Source organism: Enterobacter cloacae complex sp. S3 (genome assembly GCF_014930495.1).
In the GTDB taxonomy this organism is placed as follows: domain Bacteria; phylum Pseudomonadota; class Gammaproteobacteria; order Enterobacterales; family Enterobacteriaceae; genus Enterobacter; species Enterobacter asburiae_B.
On sequence record NZ_JADBRD010000058.1, the window covers coordinates 1 to 18,217 of the forward strand.

At 55.8% G+C, this 18,217-nt stretch carries 22 protein-coding genes and 3 pseudogenes; 4 read left to right on the forward strand and 21 right to left on the reverse strand.

What is annotated here, in order from left to right; all coding sequences use genetic code 11:
• Positions 1 to 177: 177 nt before the first annotated feature.
• The 18 genes and pseudogenes from IM317_RS22145 to parM form a co-directional block, all read right to left on the reverse strand.
• Positions 178 to 552 carry a hypothetical protein gene (locus tag IM317_RS22145; RefSeq protein ID WP_023327673.1) on the reverse strand — a complete coding sequence of 125 codons (375 nt, stop codon included), beginning with the start codon at positions 550 to 552 and terminating at the stop codon, positions 178 to 180.
• Positions 553 to 607: 55 nt separating this feature from the next.
• On the reverse strand, positions 608 to 934 hold the full coding sequence (locus IM317_RS22150) for a hypothetical protein (protein WP_023327674.1): 327 nt from the start codon (positions 932 to 934) through the stop codon (positions 608 to 610).
• Positions 931 to 1,659, reverse strand: coding sequence for a plasmid SOS inhibition protein A (locus IM317_RS22155; RefSeq protein WP_033147101.1), 729 nt, complete (start codon positions 1,657 to 1,659; stop codon positions 931 to 933). Before IM317_RS22155 ends, IM317_RS22150 begins: the two co-directional genes overlap by 4 nt.
• The gene (psiB, locus tag IM317_RS22160) at positions 1,656 to 2,090 is read right to left on the reverse strand and encodes a conjugation system SOS inhibitor PsiB (protein ID WP_023327676.1); all 435 of its coding nucleotides are present in this window, start codon (positions 2,088 to 2,090) and stop codon (positions 1,656 to 1,658) included. The genes IM317_RS22155 and psiB overlap by 4 nt, the downstream gene beginning before the upstream one ends.
• A 37-nt stretch (positions 2,091 to 2,127) precedes the next feature.
• Entirely contained in the window at positions 2,128 to 4,140 is a 2,013-nt protein-coding gene (locus IM317_RS22165; protein ID WP_033147102.1) for a ParB N-terminal domain-containing protein, read from the reverse strand.
• A 67-nt stretch (positions 4,141 to 4,207) separates the two neighbouring features.
• Complete coding sequence (locus tag IM317_RS22170; RefSeq protein ID WP_023327678.1) at positions 4,208 to 4,573, reverse strand: hypothetical protein; 366 nt, start codon at positions 4,571 to 4,573, stop codon at positions 4,208 to 4,210.
• A gap of 43 nt (positions 4,574 to 4,616) precedes the next feature.
• A pseudogene (locus IM317_RS22175) lies at positions 4,617 to 4,879 on the reverse strand (hypothetical protein).
• Between the two features lie 792 nt (positions 4,880 to 5,671).
• Positions 5,672 to 5,806: pseudogene (locus tag IM317_RS22180) on the reverse strand (hypothetical protein); the annotation flags it as partial.
• A gap of 50 nt (positions 5,807 to 5,856) precedes the next feature.
• Positions 5,857 to 6,267 carry a DUF1380 family protein gene (locus tag IM317_RS22185; protein WP_023327697.1) on the reverse strand — a complete coding sequence of 137 codons (411 nt, stop codon included), beginning with the start codon at positions 6,265 to 6,267 and terminating at the stop codon, positions 5,857 to 5,859.
• A gap of 42 nt (positions 6,268 to 6,309) precedes the next feature.
• On the reverse strand, positions 6,310 to 6,738 hold the full coding sequence (locus tag IM317_RS22190; protein ID WP_049015840.1) for an antirestriction protein: 429 nt from the start codon (positions 6,736 to 6,738) through the stop codon (positions 6,310 to 6,312).
• 356 nt (positions 6,739 to 7,094) lie between these two features.
• Positions 7,095 to 7,517 carry a DUF1380 family protein gene (locus IM317_RS22195; RefSeq protein ID WP_023327696.1) on the reverse strand — a complete coding sequence of 141 codons (423 nt, stop codon included), beginning with the start codon at positions 7,515 to 7,517 and terminating at the stop codon, positions 7,095 to 7,097.
• A 55-nt stretch (positions 7,518 to 7,572) separates the two neighbouring features.
• A complete protein-coding gene (locus IM317_RS22200) occupies positions 7,573 to 7,794 on the reverse strand; it encodes a hypothetical protein (protein WP_013087144.1) in 222 nt (73 codons plus the stop codon).
• Positions 7,791 to 8,483 carry a DNA methylase gene (locus tag IM317_RS22205; RefSeq protein WP_023327695.1) on the reverse strand — a complete coding sequence of 231 codons (693 nt, stop codon included), beginning with the start codon at positions 8,481 to 8,483 and terminating at the stop codon, positions 7,791 to 7,793. The genes IM317_RS22200 and IM317_RS22205 overlap by 4 nt, the downstream gene beginning before the upstream one ends.
• A 522-nt stretch (positions 8,484 to 9,005) precedes the next feature.
• Positions 9,006 to 9,473 (reverse strand): hypothetical protein, encoded by a 468-nt coding sequence (locus tag IM317_RS22210; RefSeq protein ID WP_023327694.1) that lies wholly within the window; start codon positions 9,471 to 9,473, stop codon positions 9,006 to 9,008.
• A gap of 374 nt (positions 9,474 to 9,847) precedes the next feature.
• On the reverse strand, positions 9,848 to 10,051 hold the full coding sequence (locus tag IM317_RS22215; protein WP_013087140.1) for a hypothetical protein: 204 nt from the start codon (positions 10,049 to 10,051) through the stop codon (positions 9,848 to 9,850).
• 28 nt (positions 10,052 to 10,079) lie between these two features.
• Positions 10,080 to 10,343 (reverse strand): hypothetical protein, encoded by a 264-nt coding sequence (locus IM317_RS22220; RefSeq protein WP_013087139.1) that lies wholly within the window; start codon positions 10,341 to 10,343, stop codon positions 10,080 to 10,082.
• Positions 10,344 to 10,345: 2 nt separating this feature from the next.
• Entirely contained in the window at positions 10,346 to 11,008 is a 663-nt protein-coding gene (locus IM317_RS22225) for a plasmid partitioning/stability family protein (RefSeq protein WP_023327693.1), read from the reverse strand.
• A 2-nt stretch (positions 11,009 to 11,010) separates the two neighbouring features.
• Entirely contained in the window at positions 11,011 to 11,982 is a 972-nt protein-coding gene (gene parM / locus IM317_RS22230; RefSeq protein WP_023327692.1) for a plasmid segregation protein ParM domain-containing protein, read from the reverse strand.
• A gap of 231 nt (positions 11,983 to 12,213) precedes the next feature.
• Between parM and umuD the strand changes: the two genes are divergently transcribed.
• The 4 genes and pseudogenes from umuD to IM317_RS22250 all read left to right on the forward strand — a co-directional run bounded on the left by umuD (position 12,214) and on the right by IM317_RS22250 (position 16,077).
• Complete coding sequence (gene umuD / locus IM317_RS22235) at positions 12,214 to 12,645, forward strand: translesion error-prone DNA polymerase V autoproteolytic subunit (protein ID WP_013087136.1); 432 nt, start codon at positions 12,214 to 12,216, stop codon at positions 12,643 to 12,645.
• Positions 12,645 to 12,869 (forward strand): annotated as a pseudogene (locus tag IM317_RS22240) (DNA polymerase V subunit UmuC); the annotation flags it as partial. The gene umuD and the pseudogene IM317_RS22240, both read left to right, overlap by 1 nt.
• A gap of 83 nt (positions 12,870 to 12,952) precedes the next feature.
• Positions 12,953 to 13,948, forward strand: coding sequence for a site-specific integrase (locus IM317_RS22245; RefSeq protein WP_054623426.1), 996 nt, complete (start codon positions 12,953 to 12,955; stop codon positions 13,946 to 13,948).
• Positions 13,945 to 16,077: a tyrosine-type recombinase/integrase gene (locus IM317_RS22250; protein WP_033147104.1), complete on the forward strand. Its 2,133-nt coding sequence runs from the start codon at positions 13,945 to 13,947 to the stop codon at positions 16,075 to 16,077. Before IM317_RS22245 ends, IM317_RS22250 begins: the two co-directional genes overlap by 4 nt.
• Before the next feature lie 39 nt (positions 16,078 to 16,116).
• Here the strand turns inward: IM317_RS22250 and IM317_RS22255 are convergent, their stop codons facing one another.
• From IM317_RS22255 to IM317_RS22265, 3 genes are all read right to left on the reverse strand, one after another.
• Positions 16,117 to 16,557 (reverse strand): YgiW/YdeI family stress tolerance OB fold protein, encoded by a 441-nt coding sequence (locus IM317_RS22255; protein ID WP_139152896.1) that lies wholly within the window; start codon positions 16,555 to 16,557, stop codon positions 16,117 to 16,119.
• A 159-nt stretch (positions 16,558 to 16,716) separates the two neighbouring features.
• Positions 16,717 to 17,859: a nickel/cobalt efflux protein RcnA gene (locus IM317_RS22260; RefSeq protein WP_033147106.1), complete on the reverse strand. Its 1,143-nt coding sequence runs from the start codon at positions 17,857 to 17,859 to the stop codon at positions 16,717 to 16,719.
• Between the two features lie 12 nt (positions 17,860 to 17,871).
• Positions 17,872 to 18,141, reverse strand: a complete 270-nt coding sequence (locus tag IM317_RS22265; protein ID WP_033147107.1) for a metal-sensing transcriptional repressor — start codon at positions 18,139 to 18,141, stop codon at positions 17,872 to 17,874.
• Positions 18,142 to 18,217: the final 76 nt, after the last annotated feature.

Below are 18,217 nucleotides of genomic sequence, written 5' to 3' on the forward strand. Positions count from 1 at the left end.
CAACAAAATGGGTGCAGTACATGGGTTAATGAAAATTAACTACGGGGCTTTCTGCTTTCTGCCACACAACACGGCAACAAACCACCTTCACGTCATGAGGCAAAAAGCCTCAAGCGCCACGTCGATTATACCGGGCAGGTGCTCTTTCTTACCAGGTATATCCACGCTTTATGCTGCTTAACGCCTGAAATATCTCAGGTATCCCCATCCCGCGATCACTACGCCCGTGACCAGCGCAAGATTGGGCAAAATGACGTCAAATGCACTTACAAATTCGGCATCAGAATTACCCTGCCCCCAGAATGCCAGCTTGTACCCGACGCCCCAGACAAAGAAGATGATCCCGGCACTCAGAACTCCGTATTTCATTACGCCGAGCAGGATTTCATTTAACCAGCCAGGCGGATCACGCCATGTGATGACCAGAGCTATTAGTGTGCAGATGATCTGGCCTGCATAATAACCAGGCGTACCATGCCATTCTGGCGCAGCATGCTTAACGATTAAATAGAACAGCACGTTCAGGAAGATAACGAGCAACCAGTACCTCATAATTCTGCTTTCCTTATATGTTTTGTCTGAGCAGTCAGACAACATTGTATCTGATTCATCGGGCGGACTTGCCATTGAAATATGCCTGACTTGCAGCCAGCTCACGCTCGATTAACTCATCGGCAAACAAAGGGGCAACACGATTAATCCGTGCCTGCATATTGCGCCTTCTCACTGCGGCTTTCCGTTCATCGCTCCAGCGCTGGATCTGTTTCTGACCGAGAAAATCCACGCAAACAGCGTAACCTGAGCCAGCAACCCAGCGTGCCATCACCTCCTCAGGTGCCGCCTGCCCTGCCTCCACGACAACTGAAACCAGCTCCAGTAGACCTGGGCAGGGCTTGTGCGGCAATTTCCAGCGCAGGGAATAGCGCCACTTCATACACCGCTCCGGTCAGCCAGCTTATTTGGCACCTGCCAGCGTTCAGCGACACGAACATGCTCAGGTGTTTCTCGGACAATAAACGGGATTTCATACATCACTGTATACAGCGGCTCACCGCTGATGCGAAGCCAGTCAAGTTCCTTCAGCGACGCGAACCGCGACTGCCAGCGCCAGAACGGTCCGGCAAGCTCTGCCGCGTCAAACTCGTCGCTCCACCGGGTGTACCAGGTGCAGACGGTTTCCGGAGACTGAAAATTCAGGTCAATTTTCGCCTGCTCCAGCAGGTTCTGGCGCAGTTTCCAGTGCTGTTCGTACTCACGGGACTGGCGGCGCAGCTGGCGCGTGGTCTTAATGCCGGACCGGTGCAGCCGTCGACCCGTGCGGGTGTGCATGACCTCAGGAAACAGTTCGGCCTGTACGTCAATCGTGAGCGGCAGCGGGCAGGCTTCGCCACTGGTGGCGATCATCGTGTTAAGCGCCTCCTCGACCTGTTTCAGGTTCGAATGACGGTTATTTGGCACCCAGTGCAGGCCAGGTATTTTACTGGCCACCGTGGCGTTGAGGCGTCCGCTGCCCGTGAGAAGACGCAGAAAGGTACGCACATACGGCATGGCGGGCAGTCGTGCGCCGCGTTCGCGGGCAGACTCAACATGGCTGATAGCCTGTATTGCAGCCTGACGGGCGGGCTTCAGGGAAACGAGCGCGTGTGAGGATGGGATCATGCTGTCACATCCCCGCTCATCAGGTTCGCCACGGTGCGGGCAGTGCAGTTAAAGCGGCGCATACCTGCCAGCTGCGCGATCAGCTGGCTTATCCGGTCAGGCTGTAGCGTGTCACTCTGGTAAAGGGTACGCACCACTTCCCCGCCGGAGGAGAGCAGTACCAGAAGCCAGTAAGGCGAGACTTCGCCGGGGCTGCACACGCACAGATGCCAGTCATCGCTGCCGTCCGCGCTGAAGCGGCACTGGACGGGGAAGAAGCCGCCGAACTCGCTGCGGTATTCGGCGCAGACGCGCCATCCTTCTGGTGTCGACAGGAGGCCGGTCACGGTATCGCTGAGGGCGCGGCGCGCGTCCTCGCCCTGCTGACGGATAAACTCCAGGTCGGAGGCGGTCAGTTTGTTGATTTGGTTCAGGTCATATTGCATAGTCATGTCTGTTCCCGCCGCCCGAAGGCGGCGGCCTCCGGTATTAAGCAGCGTGGTCAGTGGTGTGAGCGTCGGTTTCGGTGGCTTCTTCAGCCTCAGCGGTTGGTGATGTGCGCACCATCCAGTCAGGCAGCCAGCCCTGAGCATTCAGATCCTGCTCGGCGGCCTTCGCCGCATCGCGGCGCTTGAGCTTCACAATCTCTCCGGCGCGGGCACTGAGTCCGGCTTCTTCGTAGGCTTTGCCAATCTGGGCGATGGTGAGCTTGCCGAAGTAGCTCTCAGCATCCGGCTGCCACCATTTGCGCAGGTCAAAGTCCAGCGCCGCTTCCAGCCCGTCCAGTTCGCTTTTCTGCGTATGGTTGTACATACGTTCCTGAATACCGTTGATACCGTGCGCGGCACAGAATCCCAGCAGGGTGTTCACCTGCTCCGCTGACCATGAAAGCAGCCACGTGAAATCGAGATGCCAGTTTTCGGGCAGCGTTGCCTGAAGCGCCTCTTTCTGCGCTTTGAGCGCCGTCAGCGCCTTCCCTTCTTCACCGGATGGAGCCAGTGATGCAAGGTGATACTGATTCGAGGACACGGAGGCTTTCAGCGGTTCGCTGCGTTTACCGTAGCTGCGGTCAAACATACTGAGGCACAGTGTCCACGTCAGCAGCGCCACCGATACGTCGGGACGACCCGCCAGTTCGGCCTGAACGGCGAGAGTCCGTTCGGCTGACATAGCTTTTACCAGCGTTGCCGGATAGGCGTCGGCGGGAATTTCAGGCGTGGTGTGTCTGATCACATTGCTTTCACGTTCCTGACGCGCCTGTTCTTCAGCTACCCGGTCTTCGTCGGTCAGCTTGCGGATACCAGGCTGAACCTGAAAATTGCTACCGTCCCATGACACCCAGATTCCGTGCGCGGCGCGAAATTCCGGCGTGGCTTCGCGGTACTGCGCCTCGCAGTAAATGTCATCGATATCCTGCTGAAGCTCGTATTCGTAATCGTAGCTTTCAGTGGCATCCCTTTGTTCTTCCAGCTCACTGACGCGCTTCTGTTCTTCTTCCGTCAGGACAGCTTTCGGCATCGCAAAACGGTACTGTTCACCGTCCTCACCGCTGGCACGCAGTTCCGTCATACGGAACTCAGCCCAGCCCCAGCCCTGCTCCTGCTTAACGCGAGCGGCGAGCACGGTGAGCTTGCCAGCCAGCAGAGATTTCACCAGCGCCGCATCGGCAAAGGTGCTGTCCCTGTCGCTGAACAGGTCGGCGGTCAGCGTACCGCCAGCGGCGGTATAGGCTTCCTCACCCACATACTCAAACATAGGGTGACTGATGGCCATCTTGTCGTCGGTCACCATTTTGCGCAGAGTCTGTACGGCAGGATCGCGCCACTGTTCAACAGCCTCTTTCCAGACCTGCTCCTGACGCTCATGAGTATCAGCAAGTGTCAGGACTTCACACTGTTCAAGGGAGATTTCATCCCGCGCCAGCGCATCCAGCAGGGAGGGGGCAAGATTCGCCAGCTTCAGGCAGCGCTGAACGTGGCGCGGGTGATAGCCCATCAGTGCGCCGATCTGAGAGGACGTTTTACCTTCCTGCTGAAGGGTACGAAAACCGATAATCTGCTCGGCGGGATGCATGTTTTTACGTCGACCGTTCTCGATCATCGAGGCCGCCACAGCCATCTCAACGGGCAGGACTTTCACCGGAACAAACGGCGTGTCTGCATCGAGCACACCGCGCATCACCAGAATGCCTGTGCCTCTGCGGCGACCTTCCCCGCCGACAATGCCGATCGTACCGTCCGGCAGTTCTGCACCGATCAGGTTCTGGAGGATGCCCATTGCCTGAATGCTGTCTGCCATCTCTTCCACTTCCTGATCGGTATGCGGAATGATGCGCGTGTTTAAGTCAGTGTGTGACAGGCGGGAGTACGGGAAGATTTGCACGGGCGTATCAGCGAGCAGCCGGACGAGCTTCTGCTCGGTAGTCTGCGCGATTTTCTCCGCTGTCTTTTTCGCAGAGGTGGATTTCGCAGTTTTTTTTGCCGTAGTATTGGTGGCGGCCATGATTTTTACTCCTGTGTTTAAGTGATGGTCCGCCGTGGCCGGAGTGCGATCCGGTCACGGCACCCGGTTAACCGGTAATACGTTTCGGGTGTGCAGCCAGTGCTGCAAAGGACGGATAGCCGTCGAGTACCTGCATCATGACTTTTGCCCCTTCCAGCATCGCTTTATCCGTTTCGCTGGCGCAGTTTTCACACACGTTGATCGTTGCAAGAATCCCCGATTTCACATCTGAAAAACGCTCATACATGCGGTTGCTGAACAGGACGCGTTTGCCTCCTGCCATCACCTGCCAGTTGTTGCAGTCGTTAAAGCGGGTGTCCACGTTGTCAAACTCGACCACGTGGGTGTCGCTGGCCTGAATGCGCAGCAGCTTCACGATTTCGGTGCTCTGCCCGACCTTACGGGTCGCCGGACGGGTGTTAAGGTTCTGCATGTTTCCTCCTTCTCTGGGTTAAGGCCGGACATCCGGCCTCCGGTTAAAGCTGCACGTATTGCAGGTTGCGTTTCAGTTCAATAAGAAAATCCGGTTCAAACGACCAGGCGTGCCAGTTAAGCGTTCCGTTGGTGCGGATCTCCACCTGAACGTCGCCGTATCGGGACACATCGCGGTGACCCCCGCTTTCAGCGAGGTGGCCTGAGCCACCCACTCCCGTGCGACAGAAATAGGGTTTTGTTCTTCCCCCATCTTCCTGGAAGATTCCTGAGCGGCGGTTTTGACGTTGACGTTTCGTGTGTGCATCCTGGTTTCTCCTGTGGTGATGGTTGTCCATCTCCCTGGTGAGTTCTCTCGCGGCAAAGGGCAAAGGAGCAACGGCGAAGGGCGGAAGGAAAGGGGCGGAGACTAAAGTTTTTGCGGCACGCAAAAAGTTTTGGCGGAGTGCATTTCACCCCTTGGATGACGACCCGACGGTGCTACAAGCAGCCCTCCGCGTGAGGACACACGGGGGATGGCTTCACCGGGGGAACAGGATGCACACACCCGACACGTCGGAACGGCGTGGCGCCATTAAAGCGACGGCATCAGCCGGCGCGGTGAAGGCGTTCCGGACGGCACGGCCGGAGAAGCCGCAGCCCTTGACCTTCGCCATCAGACCCTAGCCGTATGGCCCGAAACCCGGAGGGGTTCGGCGGAGCCCGGCGGATGCGCAGCGGCCGCCCTGGCGGAGTGGGGCTCGACGACCGGACAGCAGCGCTGGCCGGGAGCCGAAGGGGGCCAGAAGTGGGATTCTGGTTTTTTCAGAGGATTTGCTGATCGGGTTTCAGAGCCGACAACCACGCCACGCCACGCCACGCAGGACCGTATCAGTGACAATTTGCCCTCACAATGCCTTTCATGTACATCTCCACGGGCTTACATCAGGGCGGGAGGGGGCAGCGCCGCAGGCGCTGACCTTACCGACCGTCAGCCCGAAGGGATGACAGGGTTTTCGCGCGCGAACAGGCGGCGCCTATGCCCCGCCCGGATTATTTACTTTCCATCCCCCTGACCGCCCTGGAGAATGAAGTGGCCGCAAAGATAGACGGCGCACTAGCGGGTAGCCGATTCGCAGATCTCATCCAGCACTTTCGCTGTGGTTACGGGGCTGAGTCCTGATTCGCGACGTCGCTCGTTGATGAGCGTTTTATACTGGCGCAGGATACTGCGGGTTTCCGGTGACAGTTGCATGGTGTTCTCCTTTTGTTCTGTTTCCGGAGGCAATGCCTCCGGCTTTTCTGTCAGGCATCGAGCGCCTCGCGCAGGCGCATCATGACGTCGTTTTCTTCTTTCAGGGTTTCTTCAGCTGATCCGCCGCCATCCTCCGCGCATACTGCGATACGTTGCATCTCCCGTCCTGCAAGCTGCATGACTAAGGCCAGCGATTTCGCGGGAATAGTCACGGTTCGCTTCTCGCGTCGCTCATCGAGCATGGTTTCGACAATCGCCCGTATCTGGCCGATATCAGCGCCACTTTCAAGGCATGAGCTTAGCCGACGCAGGACTTCATCCAGTTCCTCATCGGTTAAATCCCAGTCAAGGCAGACGCAACGAATGTCATTTCGATTCCAGCAGGCGAAAACGTATTTCTCGCCATCGAGGTCGGAATGTCTGAACATTTCAAGGGCAATTTCTCTTGCTGTACCAATCATGTTTTTCTCCTTTTATCGGGCGGCATCGCCGCCCGTGGTCAGTCAGTCAAGGGCACGCCAGATGGTGGCGCTTTCCGGATGGGTGTCAGCAAATGCCATAAGCTGCTCATAGCGACGGCAGAAGTGGCGGCACAGTTCTTCATGGTCATGGTTGCTGTGGTGCCAGCTCCGGTGATTCAGTACCAGCGCCGTGAGGATGATCCCCGCCACTTCCCCGCTGACAGTCTGCTCAAACCAGTTGTCCGGATTGCACAGGGTCAGGCTCTCCACGTCAGGCGCCATATATCCGCCGCCTTCCGGCAGCCGGTAAAACTGCCAGAATCCCCCCTGATACTCAGGGCAGTAACGCTGGGCGTAGGCGTACACGGATGCCTCGGACGTCATAAAATCGCCGCCAAACAAATCAGGCAGGAAAGTCAGGCGCTGCGCACCCTCATGACGAACAGCATCACAGGTCACGGTCTGGTTCATAGATCCTCCACGGTTAACATATTCTCGGTTCCGGCATCGCCGTGACGACACGACAGACCGGCGAAAAGCGGAGGACACAGGGGCGACGCCGCAAGCCGCAGCGCAAAGCCTTCACGGGCTGAATGCACCGTGAAGGGTGCGAACGGGTGAGGACGGAGGCGTAAGCGAACCCTTGTGGCCGATGCGGCCGGGCTACAGTGAAGTCACGGCGCATGCCGTCACCGCACGGAGCTTCAGAGGAGTTTCATTGTCCCGACGTGGCCCGGAGGGCAGCGGCGGATAAAAGCGGAAGGCACTGACATCCTTTTCGCAGTGGATGGCCACCGGTTGCCGGGGCGTTACCCCGGCTCTCTCCCTTACGCGGCCAGCGTCTCCTGTAATGCGTGAACGTCCTTCAGCTCATTCCTGACGGATTCAGGCTCCTGCCGCCCGGCTTCCCAGGCCATACCGATCCGGTTTTCCAGCTCGCATTCATAGTTACGCAGGACGCGGGACAGGAGTACCGCCGGAACACTCACCTGACGGTTTGCCGCTTCGCGCTGACGGGCCAGGAGATCGCTGACAGTCAGATTATTTACCCCCTCCTGACGGTATTGCGTCATTTTCATTTCGCCGATCGCCTTCATCAGATTCCGGATTTCAGTCCCGTCCGGTTCTGGCTGGGCTTCACGGCAGGCCACGCTAATCCCCTCTTCCGTCCAGACCAGCAGGACCAGGGGTTCGTCAAACGTGAACATGTTTTCAAGCTGTACACAAAGTTCTTCGCGGGTTCCGTACATCGTTTTTTCTCTCTTGTTAGGGGTTACAGGCCGGGCATCAGCCCGGCAGGGTCAGTCAGTCCTGAAAGGTTTCGTCCAGCACCAGGGCTTCGCGGTAGGCTTCAAGAAGCAGGGTGTTGATCCGGCGCAGAGTCTGCGCAGCCATACGTTCGGTAAGCGTTGCCGCGTCGTGCCGGTGCTGCGATTCGAGGCGGTTCAGCAGCATCCGCACGTCACACATGGCATTGCTGAGCGCGGCCACGTCCGCGCGCAGGTGTTCAAGGCCCGGGTAGTTCATGCCGCCTCCGGATAGTCGGGGTAAAACGCGCCGTCATTGGCCGCCGGCATCCTTCTTGCCCGTTCAACCTGTGCCAGACGTCGAACGCCGGCGGCGTGGTACTGCTCAAGCATCTCGATCCCGATATAGCGGCGGCTGGCTTCGGCGGCTGCCACGCAGGTGGAGCCGCTGCCGGCGAACGGGTCAAGGACAATAGCCCCCGGACGCGTGAGCGATTCAATCAGCGGCCGCAGGCTCTGCACCGGCTTCTCCGTCGGGTGATGTCGGTTGCCCGTGTATTTCCAGGGGATCACGTCCGGGATGGGACGGTCCGGGGTTTGCGGCCTTCCCTTTGCCAGCAGGTAGGCACTCTCATGGGTGTAACCCACGAACGTCGATTTTGAGGCGTAGCTCTTGGCAAAGACGATATGGCCAACCACCCGGAAACCGGCCGTTTTCCACGCATTCAGAAACAGATCCGCGCGGTTCCAGGCATAGAAACTCACCATCAGGCTGTCATTTTTCAGCACGCGGTACATTTCATGACAGGCGGGCTGGAGCCATTCGGCAGAGTTGTCCCCGGCCAGGGTGCGGCCGGTACGGTCCTTATAGCCAACCAGGTACGGTGGATCGGTAAGAATAAAATCGACGGCACGCGCCGGAAAACGGGACATCACCTGCACGCAGTCACCCAGAATAAAACGGGACATAGACACACTCCTCTCTGATATGCGGCACCCTCTTGCGCCGTGCCGCCACAAAAACCCGGCGAAAAGCGGAGGGCGCAGGGGCGACGCCGCAAGCCGCAGCGCAAGCCTTTCACGGGCTGAATGCACCGTGAAAGGTACGAACGGGTGAGGACGGAGACAACGTGAACCCTTGTGACCGCAGCGGCCGGTTTAGCGTGAAGGCACGGCGTTGAACTCGCCGCCGGTTGGCGGCAATAAGGCGGAGAGAACCGACAACCTTTGTTACCGGTTCTGGTAGCTGATGAGTCAGACAAGGTATGGCAGAATGCACACTGATAATGGATTCGCGCCGTTATCTTACATGTGTGCCTTTGATTTCAGGACGTCCCCGACCGGAGACGTCTTTTTTTTGAGTCGGATATATGGCAGGTGAAAAAAGGCAGCGATTGTGCAATTATCTGTGCCGAAAACATCTGATGGGTTTTCACTTACAACGAATATGACACATTTCAGGACACCCCTCCCCGGAAGGTGTCCTTTTTTTTAGCGCCCCTTCACGTGGTCGATAGCGAACTGCAGCGTGTCCCAGTTAAAACCGATGCCTGCATCGTGGCTGTGGTCGCAGATACGCATGGCTTCTGCAATTTCCTCCTCCGACAGACTGCCATCGAGGGACAGAAAATCATCTTCCAGCCAGAACGTCCCCATACACAGTGCATCCGGTGGGTACTGCTTCAGCCTGGCGATGAGCCCTGCCACCGTCACATCATCACGACATGCAGGACGCGACGGCAGGACGCGATCAGCGATGTCGTTCCAGCACCAGTCATCGCACTCCGGTACGGGTTCCAGCAGGGTCTGTAATTCCACGCCCGGCAGCAGGGAGAGCTGCTCCAGAACCTCCCCCAGAGAAAGTCGCTCTCCGCTGGCATCTTCACTCCCCAGGTAATGGTGATTGATATAGACGGCAAACTCGCCGTTATCGAGTTCAATACAGGTCAGTCTGAACATGGTTGTGTCCTCAGCATCCGGCACCCTCTTGCGCCGTGCCGCCACAAAAACACGGCGTAAAGCGGAGGACGCCAGGGCGACGCCGAAGCCGCAGCGCAAGCCCTTCACGGGCTGAATGCACCGTGCAGGGCGCGAACGGGTGAGGACGGAGACAACGTGAACCCTTGCGACCGCAGCGGCCGGGTTAGCGTGAAGGCACGGCGGGTAATTTTTTACGGGAGATGTAAAGCGGAGGAAAAATTTCACATTAAATTAAAATGTGATTTACATCACAAAACAATACATTATAATCGCCGAAAAATTAAGCGTTTAGTTTTGACGGCAGGGATGAGATGTCACCCTGCCGTTTTTTTCTGAAGTGTACGGGACCGGATTTAACGCGCAGGAGCTGCACCAATACGTCTCAGCGCATCCTCTACTTCACGCAGCCCAAAAATATCTTCCGGCGGCTGCTCTTTTCCGGACAGGCTACATACCGTAAAGACGGCATTTGATGCGGATAATCTCTCGCGGAACAACGCCTGCAGTGCCACAACGACCAGCGTACGTTCGTCTCCTGTCAGTTCTTCAAGCTGCATACTGTTTCCTTCAGGTTAATGTTCATATTCATCCCCGCCCCTCTGGTTTTTTCTCGTCAAACGCCAGGAGAACCCCGAGGCCGATCAGTGAGGCATAGCAGACCTGCATCGCGATTGTCACCGGCAGTGAGATGTTATCAACCAGAACGCCAGGAACCACGACGGCCACGCCTGCCAGTATCATTCCCCTGCCGGTCTTTTTGACCCGTTCCGGCCACTGAGATTCAGGCACGTTCCGGGCGCGCAGAAAGTTATGAATGCACTGCACTGCTTTTTGTTTAATCACTGACATGCTTAGTCTCCGAATGCCCGGCGCATATTTTTCTTTATGCTGGTCGCTTCAGCGGATACCGGTGCGGCAGGCTCCGCTGGGTTCTCCGGCACTGCAGCCATACTCACGTCAGCCGTACCAGCCATCTGCTGAACCAGAACCTGCAGCTCGCTGACCGTGCCGGGCGGTACCGGCATACTGGCCAGCAGACGCGGCAGCTCCGGTGCGGTCGTATGCAGGGCCAGACCGGTGATAATCAGGTTTCTCAGCAGCTCTCCGCGCAGGCGGGATGACACGCCCGTCAGCACACGCTCAACCCGTTCACTGCTCCGGTCATCCTGAAGCGTCAGGGTGTAACGCCGGCGCTGGTATTCCGTCTCCGGTGACATGGCCAGAGCAGCCACGCCACCATCAGGCTCATCAGGAAGCCCTGAGAGTGAAGACCAGGTGCCGGATACCAGGGCCATCACGGCACAAAGCCGGATGGCACTCAGATGTCCGTCAAAGAACACCGGGATCAGCGCCGGTAAACGGGCATCCGTCTGGTACATCACCGCCCCGGCGGTGGCGGCGGTCCGAATGAAGTCACCGCGCAGGGGCTGTGAGATGGTGCTGATGGTCGCCATCGCCGTGATGTCGGTGCGATCGTCGCTGTGCAGATAGAAAGAATACTGGCCGTCCGGCACGTTTAGTCCTCTTTATTGTAAAGGGCAATCTCTCTGGCCAGCGCCAGCTGCGGATCGCCGATAACCTCGATACGGTCAGGAGCCAGAGGCCAGGCCTGACGTATAGCCTCTTCAATGAGGGATGCCCCTCCCCCGACCAGGAATACCCGGTTAACGCTCCTGAAGACCGTCAGCTCACTGGTGACACGCGCGCCCAGGGAAGTGATTGCCTCTGTAATTTTGTTCAGAACATCGTCAATTTTTCCGGCATCGTTGATCACTCGCTGCAGATACTGACGATCATTGCGGTTGCGGATGACCGTGTCAGCAATAAGCGCGCTGGTTTCGCTGTCTGCAGCCCGCAGCGCGCCTGCAGCTGCGCGGGTGACCTGTGACACGCCGACAGACGGATTGCCGTGTACCGCACTGATATCATCAAACTGTCCGACAATCACGCCGGCATCGAGCGTGGTTCCGCCGAGATCGATAATCAGGGTGGTCTCAGCGGGTCCGGGCTTCAGCTCCGCGAGACGGGAGAACGCCGCCGGCAGTGATTCAGGCATCACCTTCACGTCCGTTACGGTAAATGCCCTGCCCTTATTCAGAACCAGCTCACGCATCAGGTTTTCTCGTTTGCGTCGGATGTTCTCCTCGTTCCGCTGGCAGTCCCCGTCATAATACTCGCTCAGGGGCAGCGTCACGGTCAGGCTCACCGGCTGCGGCTCAAGTCCGCTGTTCAGCAGGGCATGATGCACGGCCAGCAGGTTGAGATCACCGTACTGGTATTCCACGTTTGTTGTCGGGATGGCATCCCGGCTGACGCTGTCCCAGGTGTATTTCAGCGTGCCCACCTGATAGTTGAACGTTGCGGCACTGAATTCCGCCACTTTCCAGCCATGCCGGAAGGAGTTAGCAGAAACCCGGGTCTGCAGCTCGTTTCCTTCAAACCATGCCAGCTTAACATTAGTTGAACCATCATCGCAGTAAATATTCATCATTATGCTCCGTCAATTAAACTCAATTTGATACATATTATAAGAGCAAAATGGCAAAATAAAAGCCATACTTCTCATTATGAGTAATTTAAATGTCCCATAATGATATTAAATAGCATTTTGAGTAACTTAGGTTACTCACCCTGTTCATGAAGCAGGTGATCTGGATTATCCTCACGCTGTTAAATATACTGTATGCATATCCAGTATATTTAGACGTCAGGAGGAAAGATGAAACTGCAGCTTTTCAGCACCGGGAAAGCACTCCCGCCACAGGCCCATCCGTTGTTTGCAGACCTGGCCAGCTGCGGTTTTCCGAGCCCTGCCGCTGACTATGTCGAGTCCGACCTGGATCTCCATGATTACTGCATACGGCACCCAAGCGCGACTTACTATCTCCGTGCCAGCGGTGACAGCATGTCCGACGGCAGCCTTTACAATGGCGATCTGCTGGTTGTGGACAGTGCAGAGAAGCCCCGGCACGGCGATATTGTTGTGGCCAGTGTGCAGGGGGAGTTTACGGTTAAACGGCTTCTGCTGACGCCACGACTGACGCTGCAGCCAATGAACGCCGCCTGGCCGCCGATTTATCCCGACCCGGACGATCTGGATATCTTTGGCGTCGTCACGCACATCATCCACCGCCCGAGGGAGATGTACTGATGTTTGCCCTGGCCGATGTGAACAGCTTTTATGCCAGCTGCGAACGTGTTTTCCGCCCGGATTTGAAAGGAAAGCCGGTTGTGGTGCTCAGTAATAACGATGGCTGCGTTATCGCAAGAAGTGCCGAGGCAAAGCCCTGGATCAAAATGGGCATGCCGTGGTTTCAGATGAAAAACGAAACGTATCCGGAAAAAATATACGCGTTCTCAAGCAACTATGAACTTTAGTAAGTTAAGTGGAATGCAACACCTGATTGGACCGTTTGAACTAAACTGCACCTGTTTCTCTGTCAAAAGAGGTCAACATGATGGTCAGCAATCCACTTTTTACTGCCAGTATGCATCTTGTTGAGCAATGGCTCGGACTTCTGACTGACCTGGGTCGGGCTGAAGCAACGACTAAAGCCTACCGAGGAGCACTGACACATTACTTACGCTACTGCGAAGCGGAATCAATTCCTCCTACATCAGCCCATTTTGAGGATTTTTCCGGTTATATTCGCCCACAATTACCTGGAATGGCGCATCCAGTATCCAGTTCCACGCTCCAGTTACGTATCTCTGCTATTCGGCTCTGGTATGATTATCTTTATTACCAGGAGCTTTGTGAAACCAGCCCGATTCCCCGAGCGATGTCGCCAAGTCCGATTTTCAGCGGACGTGGGCTTGTGCCCCGTATCACCCGCCTTCCCTGTGTTCCTGATGATCATGGCTGGTTTACTCTACTACAGCAGGCTGCCTCTGCGACGTTACGAGACCGTCTGATGCTGGCGCTGGCCTATTATGGTGCATTAAGGCGAGCTGAAGTGACGGCACTTCGAGTTGACGATCTTGATTTAGGTCTTCGATTAATCCGTGTTCGTGCTGAAACCACCAAGAATCATCGCGAGCGTATTGTCTGTTACAGCCCGGCGGTAGCACCTGTACTTGCAGCCCATTTGCAACAGTTACGGCAAAGTGGTGTTTCTGGTGGCCCATTATTTCGTTCAGTGTCAGATCGGAATTACGGTATGCCACTAAGCATCTGGAGCTGGAGTAAAACCGTCCGCAGTTGGGGGCTTAAATCCGGACTGCCTTATTTCTCCACTCATACCTTTCGTCATCTGCGTCTGACTCATTTGGCGCGGGCGGGCTGGAAACTTCACGAACTCGCCACCTATGCTGGGCATCGGGATCCCCGGACGACTCAGGTTTACCTGCACCTGTCCGGTACCGATCTCGCTGCTCGCATGGCCGGGGCTGTCGCTGAACTTGACAGAAAAGTTGCCGGGCTGGTTTTTGCTGACAGAGGGTTTGTCTTATGAAAGCCGAAAACACCACTGGTGTTGTCTGGCAGCCTTTTGCACTGGAGTCATATCAACTCAGAGCCACTTTCTCCGCACAGGAACGTCTTGCCCTAAGTACCCCACAACGACGGGGTAAATATCTTCTGCAGAAACCTGTGCCAGCATTCCTGCGCCCTCTTTATGACATCGCCACCCAGAGCGGTATAAAGCCCGAGGTAGCGAGGATTACCATTCTGGCGGTACTCGCCGAAGCACACCGTCAGGACATGCCTTACCACCTCTGGACTGAAGACATATGGCAGGGGTTGTATCAACGACGAAATCTCGGAGGCCCGCTACTGGCAGCTTTTGCCTTTCACCTGTCACAGATTCCTATCCCCTTGTATAGCAGCCGATGCCGGCAACCTGCCTATTATGCTTGTGCAGTTTTTGGTCGGGATATTTTTCAGCAGGAACTCAGCCGTCTCATGGACGTCCTGGTGGCACAGGGGTACTCCCTTCGGCATCAGGAAATGTTTCTCTCAGCAGTCCTAGGAATGCTGATGCTGGAAAATGGCGATCCCCGTCTGGAAAGCTTCACTGAAGAATTGCTCAAACGGGGCCAGCAGTACCGCACTAACGGAATTGCCAGAGCGGTAGGCAAGGTCTCTCACGGTCTGGCAGCAATGGGAATTTTGTCTCGCCCTCTACGTATGCGCGGTTATACCGGCTGGAAAGAGAAGCGGACTGACGGGATAGCCCCAGAATGGGTCGGATGGTGTCAGCGCTGGCGGGAAACATCCGTGCTACGACCCCGAACCCGTGAAACAAATTACAGCTTTATTTTACGTATCGGTTTGTGGCTTTCGAGAGACTGCCCTGATATTCGTGAGCCCGCTGACTGGACTATCAGCACCTGTGCCAGTTTCATTGCCGCACTGGGGAGGATGAATGTGGATGAACTTTCTCTGGTATCTGAGCAAAAGCAACGTGTGTCTCCCCGCTCCGGTCAGCCGATGATGAGCAACTCCCGAGCAGCGTTTTTATATGCCCTGCGGCGTTTTTTTGTTGATTACGAGCTCTGGGGATGGGGAAGACTGAAGCTTAGCCCCTACCGCCATTTGGTCACGCCGGACACACCAGCTTTCAGCCGGGGAGTGAATCCGCGGGTGATTGACGATCCCGTGTGGCTGAAGTTGATCTGGGCCAGTCTGAACCTGCACCCGGAGGATATGTTAACGGAGATCCATTATCCGTTTTCCCTGCATCAGGCGATGGCGGTGATCTGGACCCATGCGGGACTGCGCCAGAATGAAATATTCCGCCTGACCTCAGGATGTATACATGAGCAGACAGATGATATTGTCCAGGACGACGGTAGCATTATTTCTGCCGGAACGCTGTGCTATCTGGATGTTCCTGCTGGGAAAACATCAAAAGCGTTCGTCAAACCAGTCGCCAGCATTGTGAAAAAATACGTGGATTTATGGCTGCAGGAACGCCCCCAGGAGCAGGCGCCTCTGATTGATGAACGCACGGGGGAAAAAGTCAGCTATTTGTTTCAGTTTCGTGGTAAACACGTGGGAAGCGCACTCCTGAATAACACAATTATCCCGGTACTCTGTGCCCGGGCCGGTGTCCCGGTCGAAGACAGCCGTGGACGGATCACCAGTCACCGGGGAAGAGCTTCAGCGGTCACCGCACTGGCCAGCGTACCACAAGGGATGACCTTGCATGAGTTAATGGAGTGGTCCGGACATAGCTGCCCGCGATCAACCCTGCACTACATCCGCATTCGCCCAACACGGCTGGCGGCTTCTTTTGTGAAAGCGGACAAAATTTCCCATATGATCAGCGTGCTGATCGATCATGACAGTCAGGCACTAACGTCATCAGGGCCTGCTCTGTACTATGATTTAGGCGATTTGTATTGCACCAATCCGTTCTGGAGCAGTTGCCCGCACAGAATGGCCTGTATTGGCTGTGATTTTAGTTTGCCGAAAAGCAGTTCCCAGGCACTGGCTCTTGAAAGTAAAGCCTCTATACGCCGGTATCTTGAGGAAGTCCCGCTAACTCCGGATGAGAAAGCAATTGCGGAAGGTGATATTGATAAGCTGACTGCATTCATTAAAAAAATGGCTAGTCAGCCCCCACCTCAAAAAGACTAAATTGCGTTCAGGGCTCTGCATCTTGCATGAGGGTGTAAATCAAGGCTTGCTAATCACACCTACATCCAGGCGCGCTGCGCCATTCTCATGGCTCACCAGCCCACTCACTCGCACCAGATCCTGAGCATCGAAGTGCTGCCCGTTCCAGACCTTCTGAGGAATGCGCACTTTGATGGTGCCGGTTGGATCGCGGAAGGTGTACCACTCATCCTGCTGCTGACTGATAACATTGCCTTCCAGCGTTACCCACGCCCTTTCGTGCATTGACGATACGGCCTGAATACGGCTTTGACCATTCTCCTGCTGTACTTTATGTCCGGCATACATGCGCTCAGTAGCGACTGGCTCTTTCTCTGCGGAGAAGCCGCCCTGCGCTGCCAGGGCAGGAATGGCGGTGAATGAAGTGAGCAACATACCGGTGACGTTGACGAATTGACGACGAATCTTATTGAAGTATTGTTTTTGCATAGCAGGTTCCATTTATGATTTTACATCCCCCCAGGGGGGATGTTCTGATGATAAATGAGCGTCTGTGAAAGCTCAATTGCTATCCCCGGTAGGGGGATGAAAATGTGATGGGCTTCAGAGATAAAAAACCCACCGGTGGGTGGGTTCAGAGATGAGTCTTGTTAGGCGAAATCAGCGGGTCACGCCGATCCAGCCGTGATAACCCATGTAGATACCGACCAGGGCAATCAGTACGCTTGAGAAGTACGGCGCCCGACGCGCCAGCGTATCCAGGCCACTCCAGCGTTTTGTTGCCTGACGAACGCTGAAAGCCGCCGCTGCACCTACTGATACCAGCGTAATCGCTAAGCCGATGCTGAAACACAGTACCAGCGCAGCACCGAGCGTAAATTCTTTTACCTGAATGCAAAGCAGCAGAACGGTAATGGCTGCCGGGCAAGGAATGAGTCCGCCGGTCAGGCCGAACAGGATAATTTGTCCGGTGGTTACGCTGCGATTAGCAAAACGCTTTTTGATGTCGTTCGCATGCGCTTTCTCGTGCGCGTCCTGATACTCGCGGGAGTTAACATCCAGTCCCTCCAGCGCGGAGTGATCGTGGTCATGATCGTGGCCGTGTTCATGCTCGCGGAACTCCACGTCATAATCGTGTACATGGCCGCGATGGCCCAAAGAGAGACGAACATCGAAACTGTGCGGCTCCGGGATCGCCAGGGCTGATTCCATAAACCCGTCTTTTTCTACGAAATCAAAGGCCTGTGAAAATGTCCCCGTTCCCCGGTTGGTGACCAGAGAGATATCGCGGGCTTCCCATTTCCTGCCGCTGAGCGAGCGTAAGCGCCAGTGAGGTGGCTGACCTTCCTCGAAAATCGAGAGTTCAACGCTGCCATGACCCGTATCGATGATGCGGGTTTCATCATGATCGTGATGACCGTGGCCGTGTTCCTCTTCCTGCTCCATCTTCCACAGCTTTTCGCCACGCCAGGTTCGCCAGAACATCCATGCCGCCGTGGCAAGAATGATGATGGCTGAAATCAGCTGGAACCAGGGTTCGGCAGACTCAGCGGTGAATTTCTGACTGACATACATTCCGCCCATCGCAATCAGCCAGACCACTGACGTATGCGAAATAGTCGCCGCAAGCCCCAGTAATACGGCTTGCTTCACCGTTCCCCGGATAGCCACGATAAAGGCGGCCATCATCGTTTTGGAGTGCCCGGGCTCCAGGCCGTGAAGCGCACCCAGCAGGATTGCGCTGGGTATGAACAGCCAGGCATTCGCCACGCCTTGCTGTAAAAGAGCAGAAAAATCAGTCATGTTTCGCTTGCCTTAAAGATACTTGGTTATCTCTTTAAATTCGCTAAGCGTATTTTCAGACCCGTGGTGGTCGGCATGAAGGGCATCCTCCAGGCAGTGATCCAGATGGTCATGAATTAAAGTACGCTTCGCATTCGTTATCGCCTTTTCCACAGCGTGCAACTGCTGGGCGATGTCCAGACACGCTTTTTCATCTTCGAGCATCTGGATGGTGCTTTTCAGGTGCCCTGCGGCACGCTTAAGTCTTTTAATAATGTCAGGGTGTGATGCGTGAACGGTCATGATTTATCCTCTCCAGGTGGAGGGGATAAGATAATGTGTATCAACGCCATGGTCACATTTTTTATCGGCTTATCCT